14 protein-coding genes and 1 tRNA gene are annotated in these 17,924 nt (G+C 64.6%); 5 read left to right on the top strand and 10 right to left on the bottom strand.

What is annotated here, in order from left to right; translation table 11 throughout:
- The first annotated feature begins 92 nt into the window (after positions 1-92).
- Together htpG and bglX are read left to right on the top strand one after the other, a co-directional pair.
- Positions 93-1,997 (top strand): molecular chaperone HtpG, encoded by a 1,905-nt coding sequence (htpG, locus tag AC59GX_RS17670; RefSeq protein WP_426282026.1) that lies wholly within the window; start codon positions 93-95, stop codon positions 1,995-1,997.
- Positions 1,998-2,075: 78 nt separating this feature from the next.
- A complete protein-coding gene (gene bglX / locus AC59GX_RS17675) occupies positions 2,076-4,307 on the top strand; it encodes a beta-glucosidase BglX (RefSeq protein WP_426282024.1) in 2,232 nt (743 codons plus the stop codon).
- 18 nt (positions 4,308-4,325) lie between these two features.
- Here the strand turns inward: bglX and AC59GX_RS17680 are convergent, their stop codons facing one another.
- From AC59GX_RS17680 to AC59GX_RS17700, 5 genes are all read right to left on the bottom strand, one after another.
- Positions 4,326-4,925, bottom strand: coding sequence for an ATP-binding cassette domain-containing protein (locus tag AC59GX_RS17680; RefSeq protein WP_426282023.1), 600 nt, complete (start codon positions 4,923-4,925; stop codon positions 4,326-4,328).
- Complete coding sequence (gene modB, locus AC59GX_RS17685; protein ID WP_426282021.1) at positions 4,915-5,604, bottom strand: molybdate ABC transporter permease subunit; 690 nt, start codon at positions 5,602-5,604, stop codon at positions 4,915-4,917. The genes AC59GX_RS17680 and modB overlap by 11 nt, the downstream gene beginning before the upstream one ends.
- Complete coding sequence (gene modA, locus AC59GX_RS17690; protein ID WP_426282020.1) at positions 5,604-6,362, bottom strand: molybdate ABC transporter substrate-binding protein; 759 nt, start codon at positions 6,360-6,362, stop codon at positions 5,604-5,606. Before modA ends, modB begins: the two co-directional genes overlap by 1 nt.
- A 79-nt stretch (positions 6,363-6,441) precedes the next feature.
- Positions 6,442-9,810, bottom strand: coding sequence for a polysaccharide deacetylase family protein (locus AC59GX_RS17695; RefSeq protein ID WP_497302121.1), 3,369 nt, complete (start codon positions 9,808-9,810; stop codon positions 6,442-6,444).
- A 249-nt stretch (positions 9,811-10,059) separates the two neighbouring features.
- Positions 10,060-12,393, bottom strand: a complete 2,334-nt coding sequence (locus tag AC59GX_RS17700) for a TonB-dependent receptor (protein ID WP_426282438.1) — start codon at positions 12,391-12,393, stop codon at positions 10,060-10,062.
- Between the two features lie 305 nt (positions 12,394-12,698).
- On the opposite strand from AC59GX_RS17700, the gene AC59GX_RS17705 reads away from it, so the two are divergent.
- Positions 12,699-12,917, top strand: a complete 219-nt coding sequence (locus tag AC59GX_RS17705) for a hypothetical protein (RefSeq protein WP_253070541.1) — start codon at positions 12,699-12,701, stop codon at positions 12,915-12,917.
- A gap of 330 nt (positions 12,918-13,247) precedes the next feature.
- On the opposite strand, the gene lepA is transcribed toward AC59GX_RS17705, so the two are convergent.
- Positions 13,248-15,068 carry a translation elongation factor 4 gene (gene lepA, locus AC59GX_RS17710; protein ID WP_056049136.1) on the bottom strand — a complete coding sequence of 607 codons (1,821 nt, stop codon included), beginning with the start codon at positions 15,066-15,068 and terminating at the stop codon, positions 13,248-13,250.
- A gap of 108 nt (positions 15,069-15,176) precedes the next feature.
- Here lepA and AC59GX_RS17715 point away from each other — a divergent pair.
- Positions 15,177-15,253 (top strand) — tRNA-Pro (locus AC59GX_RS17715).
- A gap of 111 nt (positions 15,254-15,364) precedes the next feature.
- Here the strand turns inward: AC59GX_RS17715 and AC59GX_RS17720 are convergent.
- Positions 15,365-15,826, bottom strand: coding sequence for a DUF1465 family protein (locus AC59GX_RS17720; protein ID WP_426282017.1), 462 nt, complete (start codon positions 15,824-15,826; stop codon positions 15,365-15,367).
- 115 nt (positions 15,827-15,941) lie between these two features.
- Complete coding sequence (locus AC59GX_RS17725) at positions 15,942-16,139, bottom strand: DUF465 domain-containing protein (protein ID WP_056058507.1); 198 nt, start codon at positions 16,137-16,139, stop codon at positions 15,942-15,944.
- 252 nt (positions 16,140-16,391) lie between these two features.
- Between AC59GX_RS17725 and AC59GX_RS17730 the strand changes: the two genes are divergently transcribed.
- Positions 16,392-16,547: a YdcH family protein gene (locus AC59GX_RS17730; protein ID WP_082441033.1), complete on the top strand. Its 156-nt coding sequence runs from the start codon at positions 16,392-16,394 to the stop codon at positions 16,545-16,547.
- A 50-nt stretch (positions 16,548-16,597) separates the two neighbouring features.
- On the opposite strand, the gene AC59GX_RS17735 is transcribed toward AC59GX_RS17730, so the two are convergent.
- Positions 16,598-16,987, bottom strand: coding sequence for a PilZ domain-containing protein (locus AC59GX_RS17735; protein ID WP_497302122.1), 390 nt, complete (start codon positions 16,985-16,987; stop codon positions 16,598-16,600).
- Between the two features lie 59 nt (positions 16,988-17,046).
- A complete protein-coding gene (gene dksA / locus AC59GX_RS17740; protein WP_056058504.1) occupies positions 17,047-17,517 on the bottom strand; it encodes an RNA polymerase-binding protein DksA in 471 nt (156 codons plus the stop codon).
- Positions 17,518-17,924 lie beyond the last annotated feature (407 nt).

Genomic DNA, 17,924 nt, shown 5'->3' on the forward strand with positions numbered 1-17,924 from the left:
GGCTTTGTCGGAGGACCTCCAGGTCTTGAATTCCGCTCGACCTCCGGCCAATTCTCGGACTGATCCTTTCACCAAGAGACCTGTCACATCCTATGACCACTGAAACCGCCCCAGCACCTGAAACCTCCGCGCCCGAAACCCATGCCTTCGAGGCGGACGTCGCGCGGTTGCTCCACATGATGGTGCATTCGGTCTATTCGGATAAGACCGTATTCCTGCGCGAACTGATCTCGAACGCCGCCGATGCGTGTGAAAAGCTGCGGTATGAAGCGTTGAGCGCGTCCGAGTTGCTTGGCGACGAGACCCGGCTGGCGATCGCGATCACGCTCGATCCCGACGCCAAGACGCTGACGATCGAGGACAACGGCATCGGCATGACTGCCGAGGACATGGGCGAGGCGCTCGGCACGATCGCGCGCTCGGGCACCAAGGCGTTCATGGATCGGATCGCCGCGTCGAGCGGTTCGGACGGCGCGCAGTTGATCGGCCAGTTCGGCGTCGGCTTCTATTCCGCGTTCATGGTCGCATCGAAGGTCGACGTGATCTCGCGGCGCGCAGGCGCGGACACCGCCTCGCTCTGGTCGTCGGACGGCCTCGGCACCTACACGATCGCCGACGTGCCGACCGCCGACGCCCCTGCCCGCGGCACCCGCGTCGTGCTGCACCTGCTCGAAGACGCGACCACCTACACCGACCGGTTCACGGTCGAGCGCCTGATCAAGGACCAGTCGGGCCACGTACCCGTGCCGATCACGCTGCGCGAAAAGCCCGATGCCGAGCCGGTCGACATCGCCGACGGCGCCGCGCTCTGGACCAAGCCGAAGGCGGATATCTCGGTCGAGGACTATGCCGATTTCTACCGCAGCGTCTCCGGCCAGTATGACGAGCCCGCGCTGACGCTCCACTACCGTGCCGAGGGGCTGCACGAATATTCGGTGCTCGCCTATGTGCCGGGCGCCAAGCCGTTCGACCTGTTCGACCCCGACCGCAACGGCCGCATGAAGTTATACGTCAAACGCGTCTTCATCACCGACGATGCAGAAGTCTTGCCCCGCTATCTCCGCTTCATGCGCGGGCTGGTGGATTCATCCGACCTGCCGCTCAATGTCTCGCGTGAGATGATCCAGGAAAGCCCGATGCTCTCGGCGATCCGCAAGGGCGTGACCGGCCGCGTACTGTCCGAACTCGAGAAGCTCACGACCCGCGATCCTGACGCGTATGCGAAAATTTGGGAGAATTTCGGCGCGGTCCTGAAGGAGGGGCTGTACGAGGATTTCGAACGGCGCGAGGCGCTGCTGAAGCTCGCCCGGTTCAAGACCACGACGTCCGGCGGTGCTTGGCGTTCGGTTGCTGACTATGTCGCGGTGATGAAGGACAACCAGACCGCGATCTATTACGCGGTCGGTACCGATCTCGACCGCCTCGAAGCCTCGCCACAGCTCGAGGGGTTCCGCGCGCGTGGGATCGAAGTGCTGTTGCTGCCGGACTCGGTCGACGGCTTCTGGGTGACGGCGGGCATCGATCATGACGGCAAGCCGTTCAAGTCGGTCACACAGGGCGCTGCCGATCTCGGCCTGATTCCGCTCGTCGACGGTGCCGAGCAACCGACCGCCGATGCTACGCCGGCGGTCGCCGACTTCATTGCATTCGTGAAGACGACGCTCGCAGATGCCGTTTCGGAAGTCCGCGCGTCCGAGCGCCTGACCGACAGCGCGGTCTGCCTCGTTGCAGCGGACAGCGGCATGGACCGCCAGCTCGAACGCATCCTCGCGGCGAGCGGTCAGGCGATGCCGGCGGCCAAGCCGGTGCTGGAGATCAACCCGCGCTCGGCATTGATCGCCAAGTTGGCAGCGCTCGGCGAGGACGAGACGGCCCTGCGGGAGGACGCGGCGCACCTGTTGTTCGACGAGGCGCAGATCGCCGACGGGGAGCGCCCGATCGATGCCCGGGCATTCTCCGCTCGCCTGACGCGGCTTTTCACGCGCGCGCTGGGCTAACCGCCCCGACCGCGGTTTCGCAAGTTTGCGGAACCGCGGTCCAGCGACTACCCCGCTCCAAAGACTGAGGAGCAGGATATGTCGCCCATTCTAGATCGTCGCCAGATGCTGACCGGCGGCGCGGCCATCGCCGGCCTGTCGCTCGGCTCGACCGCCGTGTTTGCGCAAAGCGACCGGATCGAGAGCCTGATCGCCAAGATGACGCCCTCTGAGAAGGCGGGTCAGCTCAGTTGCTTCTCGGATCAGATCCGCCCGATCGGCGTCCCCTTCAATCCCGGCCTCGCGACCGGCGGCGCGGCGGAGCAGCTTGTTCGTATCAAGACCGGGCAGATCGGCATGCTCTTCAACGGGGTCGGCTATGCCGGTGCCAAGGCCGCGCAGGACGCCGCGCTCGCGACCCGCTTGAAGATTCCCCTGATCTTCGCTGGCGACGTCATCCACGGCCTGCGCACCGCCTACCCGCTGCCGATCGCAGAAGCCTGCGCGTTCGACCCCGACCTAGCGATGCGTACAGCACGTGCGGCGGCGCTTGAGACCACAGCGCTCGGCATCCACTGGACCTTCGCGCCGATGGTCGACGTCGCGCGCGATCAACGCTGGGGTCGTGTCGCGGAAGGCTCTGGTGAAGACCCGTATCTCGGCATGGAACTGGCCAAAGCACGCGTCCGCGGCTTCCAGGGCGACGATCTTCGCGACCCCACGCGCGTCGTTGCCTGTGCAAAGCATTTCGCCGCATACGGAGCGGTTTCCGGTGGCCAGGATTACAACTTCACCGAAATATCGCCCGCGACGCTGCACGAAGTCCATCTCGCGCCGTTCAAGGCTGCGGTCGATGCTGGCGTGGCGACTTTGATGAGTGCGTTCAACGACATCGACGGCGTTCCTTCCAGTGGCAATCACTGGCTGATGACCGACCTGCTGCGCGGCGAATGGCGGTTCCGCGGGATGGTCGTCGGAGACTATACCGCGGACGAGGAACTGATCGCACACGGGTACGCCGCCAATGGCCGCGACGCCGCCAAGAAAGCGTTCATGGCGGGGATGGACATGGCCATGCAGTCCAACCTGTTCAATCTGTGGCTCCCCGACCTCGTCGAGAAGGGCGAGGTCCCGCTCGCGCGGCTCGACGAAGGCGTTCGACGCGTGTTGCACCTGAAGGACACGATTGGCCTGTTCGACAATCCCTATCGCTCGGTCAGCCAGAAGGCGGAGCGCAGCAGCGTCTCGACGCCCGCCATGCTGAAGCTCAGCCGCGAGGCCGGGGCGCGTTCGATCGTATTGCTAAAGAACGACGGTAACCTGCTGCCCTTGAAGAAGAACCCCGGCCGCATTGCGCTGATCGGTCCGTTCGCGGAGGATCGCAAGAACGTCGTTGGCACCTGGGCGTTCATGGCTGACGAAAAGCTCAACGTCTCCATCGCGCAGGGGCTACGCGCTCGCGGACTTACGGTCACGACGGCGCCGGGGGCGGAAATCGAAGCCCCCCTGCCCGGTGGAATCGCTCAAGCCATCGCCGCCGCCCAAAACGCCGACATCGTCCTGCTTGCGGTCGGCGAATCGCAGCTCATGTCGGGCGAAGCGCAATCGCGTACCGAAATTACGATCCCCGCACCACAGATGGCGCTCGCCGAAGCCATTGCAGCGACCGGCAAGCCAATCATCGTCCTCCTCCGCCACGGCCGCGCGCTTGCGCTCCACGGGGCCGTCAAGGGCGCACCGGCGATCCTCGCGACATGGTTTCTCGGGTCCGAAAGCGGCCACTCGATCGCCGACGTTCTGTTCGGTGACGTCAACCCGTCAGCCAAGCTGTCCGCGAGCTTCCCCAACGAGAGCGGGCAGGAGCCCTATTTCTACAATCACAAAAACACGGGTCGCCCGGCACCGGATACGGGCAGCCAAGAATACAAGTCGCGCTACCGCGAGACCAAGAACGAGGCGCTCTATCCGTTCGGTCACGGGCTGAGTTACACCAGCTTTTCGGTATCGAACGTCGTCGTGCCAGCGCGGATGACCAGTGCGCTCACGGTGACCGCCACCGTTACGAACACCGGTGCCCGAGCCGGCGACGAAGTGGTGCAGCTCTACATCCACGACCGGGTCGCCAGCCGCACGCGGCCGGTCCGCGAACTCAAGGGGTTCGCGCGTGTGTCGCTGGCGCCGGGCGAATCGAAGCTCGTGACATTGACCCTTAAGCGCGAAGATCTGCGCTTCTGGGGTGACGGCGGTTGGGTGATCGAACCGGGCCTGTTCGACCTCTGGGTCGCGACGAGTTCTGTCAATGGCGAGAAACAGAGCTTCGAACTCGTTTAGCTCTGGTCTTCCGCGGAGCTACATCCGCACGACACGGTTTCCGATCCGCTCAGCCTCTTCAGGATCGTGGGTGACCATCAGGATCGGCAAGCGCATGACGTCGCGGATATGCTCGATCGCCAGCATGACCTCCTCGCGGCGTGCACGATCGAGCGATGACAGCGGTTCGTCGAGCAACAGGAAGCGCGGTTGGCTGAGCAGCGCCCGGCCAATCGCCACTCGCTGTGCTTCGCCGCCGGAGAGCGTGCGCGGCCAGCGATCGAGCAGATGACCGATGCCGAGAAAGCCGATGATGTCCTCGAACCGCTCCGCCTTGTCGCGGACGCCGTACAGCAGGTTCGCGCGAACGCGCATGTGCGGGAATAGCCGAGCTTCCTGAAAGACATACCCGGCTTTCCTGCGCTCGGGTGGTACGTTAATTCCGTTACCGAACAGAGTTTCGCCATCTACTGCGATCCGGCCGCGGTCGGGACGGAGTAGCCCGGCGACCATGTTGAGAACGCTCGACTTGCCGACGCCCGACGGGCCGAACAGCACCGTAGCCCCCTCGCCTGCCTCCAGCGTCAACGACACCTGCGTATCGCCGAGGCGCTTCTCGATATCGATCTCAAAGGACATGAAGACCCCGGCCCGCACGGCGCGTCAACAGCTCCGACACGATCAGAGCGATCAAGGACAAGCCTACCGAAACGCAGGACAATCGCCACACGAGCGCATCGGCGCCGGGTTGCTGGAGCGCGGAATAGATCGCCAGCGGCAAGGTCTGCGTCTCGCCGGCCACGTTGGAGACGAAGGTGATCGTCGCGCCGAATTCGCCGATCGATCGCGCGAACCCGAGCACCGCGCCGGCCAGCACGCCGGGGATACTGAGCGGCAACGTCAACGTCCAGAACACGCGCCACGGCCCCGCACCTAGCGTTCGCGCCGCATTCTCGAGCCGCCTGTCGACCGCTTCGATCGAGATCCGCATCGCGCGCACCATCAGCGGCAGCGCCATGACGCCCGCCGCGATCGCCGCGCCGGTCCAGCGAAACAGGACGGTCACGCCGAACCAGTCCTGGAGCCACGCGCCGATCGGGCCATTGGGACCGAACGCCAGCAACAGCAGCCAACCGGTCACGACCGGCGGCACGACCAGCGGCAGATGGATCGCCGCATCGACAATGACCTTGCCCGGAAAACGGACGCGCGCGAGTAGCCAAGCGAGCGCAAACGCGATCGGCAAGGTCACCGCCATCGCGACGCCGCCGACCTTCAACGACAGCGCGACGATCCCCCATTCGGTCGCGTCGAGCACTAGCGCGCGGAGAAGCCGTAGCGGACGAAGATCGCCTTGCCCGCAGGCGAGAAGAGGAAACGGCGGAAGCCCTCGGCCTCCGGGTTCGTCGACGTCTTCAGCCGCGCGATCGGATAAGTGATCGCGGGATGCGTTGTCTCCGGGAAGACGCCGGCGATACGAACCTTCGCCGACGCCTTGGCATCGGTCGCGTAGACGATCGCGAGCGGCGCCGCACCACGCTCGACCAGCGCCAGCGTCGCGCGGACGTTCTCCGCACGCACCACTTTTGGCGATACCTTCGCCCAGACGCCGAGCTTCTCCAGCGACGCCTGGCCGTATTTGCCGGCCGGGACCGCGGTATCCGCCATCGCCAATGGCCCTGCCGTCAATACGCGAACGAGCGCAGCGGGCGGGCGCACCGGGATTCTTACCTTGCTACCCGCCGGCGCCGCGACGACGAGGCGGTTGCCAAGGAAAGTGACGCGGGTGCTGGCGACGATCAGGTTCTTCGCGGCGAGTGCGTTCATCCAATCCTCGTCCGCCGACACGAACAAATCCGCCGGCGCACCGGACTCGACCTGCCGCGCGAGAGCCGACGATGCCGCGAACGAAATCGTCGGCTTCACATGGCCCTTCTTCGCCCATGCATCGGCGGCGGCGGTCAGCGACTCCTGCAACGAAGCTGCGGCCAGCACCAACGGAGGGCGCTGTTGTGCCTGGGCACCCGACGCCCCAAGACTGACCGCCATCACCATTGCCGACGTCAGATACCGCATACTGCTTGCCCCTCGAACTCTGCGCGTACCGATATATAGCGCTGGGCCATAACGCCAGCCGGTTCGATACGTTGCGCGCCTAGTTAGCCGTAACCCGCCCGGTCCGCGCCAGCTTGCCCCAGCCGACCAGCGGCCCCCGCAACGCCTGCGCGATCGCCTTCAGGACGACGTAATACATCACCTGCCGATAGCCGATCCGCTGCGGGATCAGCAGCCAGAGCAACCGCCAGCGTTCCTTACGCTCCAGCGCGAACGCGATCGTCGCTGCCAGCAGGTCGATCGCGGTGAAGATCAGCCAATAGGCGAGCATCGTATAGACGTCGTGGCTCGTCTGCTCCCAGCCATGCGCCTGCACTGCGACATAGGTCGAAGCGAAGCTGACGAGCAGCGCGAGATCGATGATCGGCGAGATCGACGCGAGCACGATCTGGAACACGATCGCCTGCGGCAACCCGACCCAACCGAGCCCGCGCGGATGGGAGCTCCCGATCGCCGAGCGATGCTTGTAGAGGCACTGCAACGTCCCGAACGCCCAGCGGAAACGCTGTTTGGCGAGCGCGCGCATCGTCTCGGGCGCCTCGGTCCAGGCGATCGCGAACTGGTCGTACTGCACCTTCCAGCCATGGCGCTGGATCGCAATCGTGAGGTCCTGGTCCTCCGCAAGCGTATCGTCCGGATAGCCGCCGACGCTGCGGATCGCTTCCAGACGCCACGCGCCGACCGCGCCCGGCACGACGGTCATCGCGTTCAGGCGTGCGAGCGCACGCCGTTCGAGGTTTTGAGCGGTAATGTATTCGAGCGCTTGCCATTTTGTGATCAGGTTGACGCGGTTGCCTACCTTCGCGTTACCCGCGACCGCACCAAGCTTGGGATCGTCGAACCACCGCGCGAGGCGGGCGATCGTCATCGGCTCGAACTGCGTATCGGCGTCGAGCGCGATCACGATCTCGCCACGCGCGAGTTCGAGCCCGCGATTGAGCGCGCGCGCCTTGCCGCCATTCTCCAGCGTCAGCAGGCGGACCCGGTCGTCGCCGGCGAACGCCTCGGCGACGACGCGGCTGGTGCCGTCGCTCGATCCGTCGTCTATGACGATGACCTCGATCGCGACGTCGTTCGACGCCAGCACGCCCTCCACGGCGCGGACGATCACGCGCTCCTCGTTGAACGCCGGGATCATCACGGTGACGAACCGCGACGGGTCGATCGCCGGGAACACCGTCTTCAACTCGCGCCGCGCCTGGATCAGCGCGAGCGCCGACAGGGCCAGCGCGCGGATGATGCCGATCGTGATCGCGATGCCGAAGATCCAGCGGAGTGCAACGACGATACCGCCGAGCGTGCTGAACAGCGCGAGATCGGCGACCGCGGCGACGCGGTCGCTCGACGAGATCACGGGCATCGACTGGTTGCGCGACAGCCCGGCGAGGGTCGAGACGGGGACGAAGCTGTAGCCCATCGCCCGCAACCGCTCGATGATGATCGGCAGCGCGGCGACGGTCTCGGCGCGGTTGCCGCCGGCGTCGTGGAGCAAGATGACGTTGCCGCTGCGCTCGGGATTGCCCGCCTCGACGCCAGCAATGGTCCGGTCGATGATCGCCTGCACACCGGGCCGCTTCCAGTCGTCGGGATCGACGTGGAGACCGACCGAAATATAGCCGCGCTGCTGTGCTTCGAGCGCGGGCAGGATCTCGTCCGCGGTGCTCGGCTCGGCATCGCCGAAATAGGGTGCGCGGAACAGGCGGAGCGAACGCCCGGTGAACGCCTGGAACAGCCGCTGCGTGGTGTTCAGCTCGTATTTCACCTGACGCTGCGAGACGTTGGCGAGGTTCGGATGCGTATAGGTGTGGCTGCCGATCTCATGGCCTTCGTCGACCATGCGCTGGAGCAAAGGCCGCTCGGTCAGCGCGTTCTCGCCGATGACGAAGAACGTCGCGGGCGCATGCTCGCGCTTGAGGATGTCGAGGATCTGCGGCGTCCATTCGGGATCGGGCCCGTCGTCGAACGTCAGCGCCAGTTGCTTCGGACGATAGCCGGTCCGCACCACGACATAGGGCGACGGCATCCGCGTGAAGTTGACGTCGGCGATCGTGCCGTCCTTCGCCGGCACCGCGTCGCGAATGCCGGTGACGGGCTCGGCGGCGATCTTGAGGATTTCGCCGCTGCCCTCGATATCGACATTGGTGCCGGCCGGCATGTTATCGATGGCGTCGGGGATCGGTAGTTTGCGATGATCGCGGCCCCAGATCGACCAGAGCCCGGGATCCTCGGAGCCGAGACGCCAGAGCGCCACGCTGCCGAGACCCGCCTTTTGCAGGAACGCGATCTGGTTATAGGCAGACGCCGCGTCGAGCAGCCAGACCTGATGCTGCACGCCGCCCTCGGAATAGGCGAAGCTGCTGTTCCCGCTGGTCTTGTCGAAAGTCGGTACGGTCCCCGAGTCCGCCGCGGCCTGCCATGCCTCCTCGACGTCGAGCGCATCGCCGTTGCCGCTGTCCGCGCCGGCGTGCCAATCATACGCGTAGGAGCCAATCGCGACGACCAACTTGGCGGGGGGAATCCCGCGCGCAGCGTCGGCGACCATGCGGGCGAACCAACGCTGTGACGCGATCGGTCCGGGCGCGCCGCTCGTCTCGTGCTCGTCATACGCCATCAGGAAGACCTTGTCGGTCACCTTGGCGTACGCGGGCAGGTTCCAGTCGGGGTTGGCGACCGGCGCCGCGATCGCGACGACCCAACCGCGCGGCGCAAAGCGCGCGCGCGTCTCGGCGAGGAAGGCGCGGTAGTTGGGCTGGGCCGATGCGGGCAGGTCCTCGAAATCGTAGAATACGCCGCCGGCATGGTTCGCGCTGAGGAACGGCACGAGCTTGTCGAGGAACGCTGCGCGGGCCTTCGGATCGGCGAACAGAGCAGCGCTGCCCGCGCCATCCCACTTCCCGTCGACCGCGTTCTGCACCATCGGCAGGATCATCGGACGGTGGACCGCTTTGTTGAGGATGTCGCGACCGGCCTGATCGCGGAACACGGTTATGTGGTGATCCTTGCCGGTGATCGAGACCCAGCCGGGGATCAGCCAGTCGAGCTGCTCGACGTGCCGCGCGAGGCTGGCGGTGCTCGCCTCGTCCCAGGGCGCGTGGAAGGCGATCGCGAGTGTAGGGTTGGCGCCATTGCCGACACCGGGCTTGGCCGCGCTCGTCCCGAACAGCTGCTTGGCGTAGTAATTCAGGTCGCGACGGGTCTCGCGGAGGATACCGCCGCGCGGTGCGGGCAGCTTGTGGAGCGCGGGATGCTCGGGCTCGATCGGGAGCAGCGGCGCAGTCGGCACCGCACCGATCGAGACGGCGAACATCGCGATCGACAGCAGCAGCAGCGCGATGAACGCCGCGACGCCAAAGGTGAACCGCCGACGACGACGGCCGCTTGCATCATAGAATACGGGATTGAGCGACATGGAGCGAGTATCAACCGGCCGAAGGAAAACGGCAACTCGCCGCAACATTTCGCTACAATGCCATTTGCGCCCACGCTGCTGAAAAATGCGTCACGCGGGCGTTAGGTAGCAACATCGAACTCCCTGCATCCCCTCCCGCGTGCGGGAGGGGATGCAGGGGTGGGCGCCCGGCCCGACCACATGCTGCGCTCGACGATAGCGCGAGCCCACCCCCGGCCCCTCCCGCTTGCGGGAGGGGGGAAGGTCAGATCAGCGGAACTTGCCGCTGAGCGACACACCGATGATCCGCGGTTCGTTGAAGACCGCCGCCATGTAGTTCTCGATCACGCCCTTGAGGTTCTTCTCGCCGGTGATGTTGCGGGCGAACACCGCCAGTTCGTACGCGTCGTCCGGTGCGGCATAACCGATCTTCAGGCCGCCCTCGAAGTTGCCGTTCGCGGTGAACTCCTTGGTCTTGTACAGCACGAACTGCGTGTAGCCCTGGATGTTGAAGTCGCCCGCGATGAACGCGCGACCGCCATTGCCGAGCGGCTGGTCGTAGCGCGCGGTGAGGTCGACATTGTATTCCGGCGCATTCGGCAGCGGCTCGCCGTCGATCTTGACCAGGTACGTCGTACCGAAAGCGCCGGGAACCGCGCGGACCGGCGCCGAGGGCGTGCAGACCACGATATTGTTGAGCGCGCAGATCTGCACCTCGGTCGTCTTGTCCCGGATCGCGCTGTGCAACAGGCTGAGCCCGGCGCCCAGCGTGAGGTTCGGTACCGGCTTCCAATTGGCCTCGGCTTCCATGCCGTACGCCTCGGCCTTGTTGCCGTTGAACAGGATGCCGTTGCCGTTGACGTCGTTGCCGTTGAGCTGGATGTCGTTGACGCGGTAGCCGAACACCGTGGCGTTAAGCGTCAGCGTATTGTCGAGCAGGCGCGTCTTGATCCCCGTCTCCCACGACAGGATCGTCTCCGAGTTCGCGGTCGAGAAGTCGGAGTTGAACACTGCCGAACGACCCTGGATCGTCGGTCCGCGGAAGCCTTGGGCAACGCGCGAGTAGAGGCTGATGTCGGGGCTCGCCTGGTACAGGATGCTCGCATCCCAGCTCGGCTTGGTCGACTTCAGCGTGACGTCGCGGCGGAAGTTGGTCGGATACTGATTGACGCCAGCCGCATTCTGAACGGTCTTCAGCAGCTGCGTACGCTTCTTGTCCTCGGTGATGCGCCCGCCAAGCGTCACCGTCAGCTTGTCCATCAGCTCGTAGCTGACCTGGCCGAAGCCCGCCCACGAGGTGTTGACGTCATGCAACCGCACCCAGTTGTTGGGATTGCGCGCCGCCGTCGTCAGGAAGAACGTCCGCTGGTAGAAATCGGTGATGTCGCGGTTGTCGAAGTACAAGCCACCGAGCTGCCAGTTGAAGCGGCCACCGGGGGTGCCGGCGACGCGCACTTCCTGCGACCATTGATCGAGATCGCGGATCTGGCCCTGCGACTGGCCAAAGCCGTTGGCCGTCAGGACGTTGGCAGCGTTGCGGACCGGGAAGTTCGCGCCCGCACCACCATCGGTATCGCCGCGGCTGAACCCGGACGTGGTCTCGTATGCGGTGATCGAGGTCAGCGTGGCTGGACCGAAGTCGTAGGACGCACGCGCCGAGCCGCCATAGGTGTTGTAGCTCTGCGGGTTGTCGTTACCCTCGTCGAGCGCCACGGTGTTGCGCGGCTCGGCGGAGACGTCGTTCGAACCCTTCTTGAGCGCGCCGCGATGGAACAACGTCGAGGTGCCGCCATACCAGCGCGCGTGGCCCGACAGGTCGAGGGTGAAGCGTTCGCCCGGTGTCAGCGCCAGCTGCACGCGGACGTTGCGATCGTCGAAGCCGCCCATGGCGTCCTTGCGCGGCGTCGCGGTGCTGTCCTGGCTTACACCGGCATAGGCGTTGTCGATGTAATCCGAGCGATGCTGGAGCAGCGTCGACAGGCGGATCGAGAGGAGGTCCTTGATCAGTGGACCACCGACGCCCGCATCGAGGCTGACGCTGCCATAGCTGCCGACCGAGGCCGATGCGCGGCTCTCGAAGTCGTTGGTCGGCTTGTTCGTGTCGAACTTGATGATGCCGGCGGTGGTGTTGCGCCCGAACAGCGACCCTTGCGGACCGCGGAGCACTTCGACCTGGCGGACGTCGAACACCGGGTTCGACTTCAGCACGACATGCTCGAGGATCACGTCGTCCTGGATGATCGTGACCGGCTGCGATGCACCGAGGTAGAAATCGATATTGCCGAGACCGCGGATGTAGAAGCGCGGGAAGATGCGGCCGGTAGTCGATTCGACGTACAGGCCGGGGACGCGGCCCGACAGCGCGAGCAGCGTATCGTCGCCGCCTGCGGTATAGGCGCGCAGTGCGTCACCCGACGCGACGCCGACCGAGAGCGGGACCTTCTGGAGGTTTTCCGAACGGCGCTCGGCGGTGACGACGATGTCGTCCAAGCCTTCCTCGGGAGCAGACTGCCCAGCCTGAGTCTGGGCCCGATCCTGGACCGGCACGGCCTGTGCGAACGCAGCCGAGCCACCCACAACCGAACCAAACGCGACGCCGAGCATCAACGCCGACTTAACGACCGAAATCTTCAAGATGATATTCCCCAATAGTGCAGCGGCGTCCCTGACGACCGGCCGCACATCCCAATACGCAACGTCGCTCCGCGCCATCGACCGCCCTCCCCGGACGGCCCGACGACGCCTCGCGACGCTCACTCCCCGGCTCGGCGGTTAGGCCGGGATTGTGTTGGTATGATGACAGTTGGTTACGGCGTTTTGGGTGATTGCAGGTTTGCGACACGGTGCGATATTTTTGCCGATGGCAGGAAGCGGAAACGCCATGCTAGCTTCGCCCTATGGACTTCGTGATGCGATTTTGGCTGACCATTCGGCGTTCGGGTTGGTTCGAGCCCAGTGCGACGGGCGGCATCTTCCCGTTCCCTTTCGCCTGGCAGGCTTGGGCGATCATGGCGGCATTTATCGCCGCGATTGCAGCGAGTGTCGTACTGCACGGCGAAGCGGCGTGGCTGACGCGGATTATCCTGTGCATCGGTTACATCGCGTTTGGGGTCGCGACGTACGAGTAACAGCGACGGGCGGCGATGCGCCGTTCCAGCGCGGGTAGGCATTCGGGGCTTGGGTTTCGAGTGTCTCAACGTCGCTTATCCGCCCCGGAAAGGTTCGACGTCGGTTCCTGCACATAGGGGTAGCATGTTTCCCCGCGAAGGCGGGGACCCAGACTGGGCTCCCGCCTTCGCGGGAGAACAAGGAAGAGCGAACTAGCTTTCGAACTGAGCCTAAGCCGCGACCTGGCAAAGCCGCGTCGTCGGACGACACGACCGAGGACAAGCTCGGCCGGTCGCCGTCCGGCTTGGCGCTAGCCTCAGCTAAGCGCTGCCCCGCCTACCCTTGGCCGCCTACGCGTCGTCGCCCATCCGCAGCGCGGCGATGAACGCCTCCTGTGGGATGCTGACCGACCCGTACTCGCGCATCTTCAGCTTGCCCTTCTTCTGCTTTTCCAGAAGCTTCTTCTTGCGGCTCGCATCGCCGCCATAGCATTTGGCGGTCACGTCCTTGCGCATCGCGCTGATCGTCTCGCGCGCGATCACCTTGCCGCCGATCGCCGCCTGGATCGGGATCTTGAACAGATGGCGCGGGATCAGCTCCTTCAGCCGCTCGACCATGCCGCGGCCGCGCACTTCGGCGGTGCCGCGGTGGACGATCATGCTCAGCGCGTCGACCGGCTCCTCGTTGACCAGGATGCCCATCTTGACGAGGTCGCCCTCGCGGTAGCCGATCTGGTGATAGTCGAAGCTGGCATAGCCCTTCGACATCGACTTCAGCCGATCGTAGAAATCGAACACGACTTCGTTCAGCGGCAGCTCGTACGTCGCCTGCGCGCGGCCGCCGACATAGGTCAGGTTCTTCTGGATCCCGCGGCGGTCCTGACAGAGCTTCAGGACGCTGCCGAGATACTCGTCGGGGACGTAGATCGTCGCCTCGATCCACGGCTCGCTGATCGTCGCGATCTTGTTCGGCTCGGGCATGTCGGCGGGGTTGTGCAACTCGATATGCGTCGTGCCGGACGGATCGGGGTGGGTCAGCTCGATCTCGTACACGACCGACGGTGCGGTGGTGATGAGGTCGAGATCGTATTCGCGCGTCAGCCGCTCCTGGATGATCTCAAGATGCAGCAGCCCGAGGAACCCGCAGCGGAAGCCGAAGCCCAGTGCCGCCGACGTCTCCATTTCGAACGAGAAGCTCGCATCGTTCAGCCGCAGCTTGCTGATGCTCTCGCGCAGCTTCTCGAACTCGGCGGCATCGACCGGGAACATCCCGCAGAACACGACCGGCTGGACTTCCTTGAAGCCCGCGAGCGCTTCGAGCGCAGGCCGCTTGGCATCGGTGATCGTGTCGCCGACGCGGGTCTGCGCGACCTCTTTGATCTGCGCGGTGATGAAGCCCATCTCGCCGGTGCCGAGCTCGGTCAGCTGCTCGATCTTCGGACGGAAACAGCCGACCCGGTCGACCAGATGCATCGTGCCGGTCTGCATGAACTTGATCTGCTGGCCCTTTTTCAGGACGCCGTCGATCACGCGCACCAGGATGACGACGCCGAGATACGGATCGTACCAGCTGTCGACCAGCATCGCCTTCAGCGGCGCCTCCGGGTCGCCGCTGGGCGGCGGGATCTTGGTGACGATCGCCTCGAGGATCTCGACGATGCCTATCCCGGACTTCGCCGACGCGAGCACCGCCTCGGATGCATCGATGCCGATCACGTCCTCGATTTCCTTGCGCACCTTCTCGGGCTCGGCGGCGGGCAGATCGATCTTATTGATCACCGGCACGATCTCGTGGTCGTGCTCGATCGACTGGTAGACGTTGGCGAGCGTCTGCGCCTCGACGCCCTGCGCGGCATCCACCACCAGCAACGCGCCTTCGCACGCGGCCAGGCTGCGGCTGACCTCGTAGGCGAAGTCGACGTGCCCCGGCGTGTCCATCAGGTTGAGGACGTAATCCAAGCCGTCCTTCGCGTGATACGCTAGGCGCACGGTCTGCGCCTTGATCGTGATCCCGCGCTCCTTCTCGATGTCCATGTTGTCGAGCACCTGCTCGGACATTTCGCGCGCGGTCAGGCCGCCAGTTTCCTGGATCAGCCGGTCGGCGAGCGTCGACTTGCCATGGTCGATATGGGCGATGATGGAAAAATTGCGGATGCGGTCGAGCGGAGTCATGGCGCGCTCCTAGCAGCGACGCCGCGTGCGCGATAGATCGCGGACACACACCATAATTGTCTTGAACGTTCGGGATGTCGCGGCTAGGGCGCTCACCGGCAATGTTGTCGGGGCGTGGCGCAGTCTGGTAGCGCACTGGTCTCGGGGTCCAGGGGTCGTAGGTTCGAATCCTATCGCCCCGACCATTGCCGATTTTACGGGGTGAGTTTGCCCCCTCCCCGAACCCAAACTCTCCGTGATGATGTAAGCGCGCACCGCCCAGCGGGCCGCCCTGCCGCCGAGATAAACTCAGCGCCCTAGAACGCGTTGGCGATCCGCTTCTGCATCGACCGAACCGGGCTCGCGATTACCTCCGGCATATCCTGCGCCTCATCCATCAGAGCCACGCGTCGATGCAGGTCGGTGCTCGCCCCGATCATTTCGCGCGCGCGCGTCGGCAGCATCGCGAGCAGCGCCGCGTCGGTGATCGGCGCATCGCCCAGCCGCCGCGCGGGATCGAGCGCGTCGCGGGGGCGCAGCTCCCCCGCCTGGACCGCGCGCTGCGTCAGCAGCCACGCGATGACGTGCATCAGCCGGGTCGTCAACTTGAGCGATTCGCAACTGAAGCTGACCCGGATCAGCGGATCGAGCGCCTCGCGTTCGACCCGGCCGGCTTCGTCGAAATAGGTCCGCGCCTCGTCGGCCAGCAGCATCGCTTCGCTATACAGAGCGTCGATCAGGCGGCGCTGCATCCGCGATTCATAGCCGGCGTGGGTCATCGATTGGACAAATGGCACACCGGCCAGACGCCATCCAGAGAGGTTAACGGCACGCTAACCATCATGTGTCCCAAAATGCGCCAGTACGTGCGCATTCCAGTTTAGGCCGTTGCAATCACGCGATAATATCTGGAATCAGCAGGTCTTCCAGCGAGGCAATTTCGTCCCGTAGCCGCAATTTTCGCTTCTTGAGCCGCGCCATCTGCAACTGGTCGGGCGTCGATGCCAGCGCAAGGGCGGCGATCGCGTCGTCGAGATCGCGATGCTCGATCCGCAATGAATCAAGTCGAACTCTTGTCTGCGCGTCGTCCACTCGCCCCCCGATGGCTGCCGTCGTGTTCGGTGCCCTTAGCAAACGCAGCGCAGTGCGCGAGTGCGAAACCGTCCCTGCCCGTCAGGCCGAGACCGAAAACGTACTTCAAGACGAATCGCGACCCCACCGCGCACGTTCGGTCCGTCGCGCCAAATCGTTCGACCAATCGATTTGGTCCGTTTCCGATGAAGACATTTCGATGACGGAGTGGTTTACTCCGTTCCCCAACCCGAATGCAGGAGGCATCCCACCGTGCAGACGACTCATCAGACAGCCCTGGAAACCAAGCATGCCGTGCTGGAGCAGCGGATCGCCGACGAAACGCACCGTCCGCTACCCGACGCGAACCTGTTGGCGAGCCTGAAGAAGCAGAAGCTGCGACTGAAGGAAGAGATCGTCAGCGTATAACGGTCGCCGATACCGCTCCCCGGGTAAATCCGGGGAGCCACTTGCGGGAGTTACAGTGGCTTCGGATTGCGCAAGGCGTACGCGCTGTCCGACGCCTTGACCGTATAGGACGGCGACAAGGGCTTGGTCCCATCGGGAGATTTGCGCACGAGCAGCGGATCGATTGGCGAGTCGAGCGATATGCCCATCCGCCCCTCGGTGCACCACGCGACCGTGCCCGCAACTTCGCCGATCCCGCGCAGCGTTACCGTGACCGGCGTCCCGACATCGACGACCTTGGCGAGCTCGGCCATCAAACCCGTCTGGGACAGATTGCGAACCCTAGCCTCGCGGGCAGTCGTCTCGTCGCCGATCCGCACCTGCGCGACCAGCAGCAAGCTGTCTCGCTCGCGCCGTCGCCGGTTCTCGTTGCCGCCGGGCGACCCGGTGTCGATGCTCATGCCGCGACCGATTTTACCATGATCGAACACAGCTTTCTCTTCCCCATCGGTGGGCGCGATCAATCCTCGCGCGACACCTTTTCGTTACGCTCGTGACGTTCCTGCGCTTCGACCGTCATCGTCGCGATCGGTCGTGCCTCAAGTCGCGCCAGGCTGATAGGCTCGCCGGTGACTTCGCAATAGCCATATTCGCCTTCGTCGATCCGCCGGATCGCGGCTTCGATCTTGGAGACGAGTTTGCGTTGACGGTCGCGCGTGCGCAGTTCGATCGACCAGTCGGTCTCGCTCGATGCACGATCGGTGAGATCCGCCTCACGCAGCGAATCGACCTGCAACTGCGAAAGCGTTTCCTGCGACTCCCGCAGGATCGATTCCTTCCACTCCTGAAGCTTGCGGCGGAAATACGCCTGCTGCTTCAAGCTCATGAACGGCTCGTCCGCGTCTGGACGATAACCATCCTCGCCGCTGTCGTTGGCGGCCTCTCGACTGGAATTCCCGGTATCGTCCACACGATTCATTACGGTCGCCATACCACTCTCCCTCTGGCCCCGTCGCATCAGCCTCGCTGATTTCCAAGGACCGCCCCCAAATGGTGAAAGCGCCTATAGTCTCACGGGCATGCGACCACAAGCGACAGCGCTTGCGCATTCTGCCCCGAAACCGACATTTTATTGCGGCGCTCGGATTGCGGATGTCGCGTCAGCGTTTTTCGGTACGGGACGGGTCCGCGGCGCGCCAGGGCTATACTTTGTCCCAGCGCGGCACGTTAACGATGACGCACTGGTTTCCGCATAAGTAAATCCTCGTTTAACCATCCGGAATGTGGTTAAGCCACTTGCGCTTAACGCTTTGTTTTGCAGTTAGTCGGATAGCAGTTCCGAATACTGCGTACGGGGATCCGGCAACACGAGGGTGCCGGCAACGAAAGAGTGACGAT

The sequence above is a fragment of the Sphingomonas sp. 320_CC genome (assembly GCF_059691795.1).

Bases quoted from the DNA above. Each gene is read 5' to 3' on its own strand.
- AC59GX_RS17680 (WP_426282023.1), bottom strand. From the start codon at position 4,925: ATGTCCTTTGAGATCGATATCGAGAAGCGCCTCGGCGATACGCAGGTG.
- AC59GX_RS17735 (WP_497302122.1), bottom strand. From the start codon at position 16,987: ATGAGCATCGACACCGGGTCGCCCGGCGGCAACGAGAACCGGCGACGG.
- AC59GX_RS17720 (WP_426282017.1), bottom strand. From the start codon at position 15,826: ATGACCCACGCCGGCTATGAATCGCGGATGCAGCGCCGCCTGATCGAC.
- AC59GX_RS17695 (WP_497302121.1), bottom strand. From the start codon at position 9,810: ATGTCGCTCAATCCCGTATTCTATGATGCAAGCGGCCGTCGTCGTCGG.
- bglX (WP_426282024.1), top strand. From the start codon at position 2,076: ATGTCGCCCATTCTAGATCGTCGCCAGATGCTGACCGGCGGCGCGGCC.
- AC59GX_RS17705 (WP_253070541.1), top strand. From the start codon at position 12,699: ATGCGATTTTGGCTGACCATTCGGCGTTCGGGTTGGTTCGAGCCCAGT.
- AC59GX_RS17700 (WP_426282438.1), bottom strand. From the start codon at position 12,393: ATGCTCGGCGTCGCGTTTGGTTCGGTTGTGGGTGGCTCGGCTGCGTTC.
- htpG (WP_426282026.1), top strand. From the start codon at position 93: ATGACCACTGAAACCGCCCCAGCACCTGAAACCTCCGCGCCCGAAACC.
- modA (WP_426282020.1), bottom strand. From the start codon at position 6,362: ATGCGGTATCTGACGTCGGCAATGGTGATGGCGGTCAGTCTTGGGGCG.
- dksA (WP_056058504.1), bottom strand. From the start codon at position 17,517: ATGGCGACCGTAATGAATCGTGTGGACGATACCGGGAATTCCAGTCGA.
- lepA (WP_056049136.1), bottom strand. From the start codon at position 15,068: ATGACTCCGCTCGACCGCATCCGCAATTTTTCCATCATCGCCCATATC.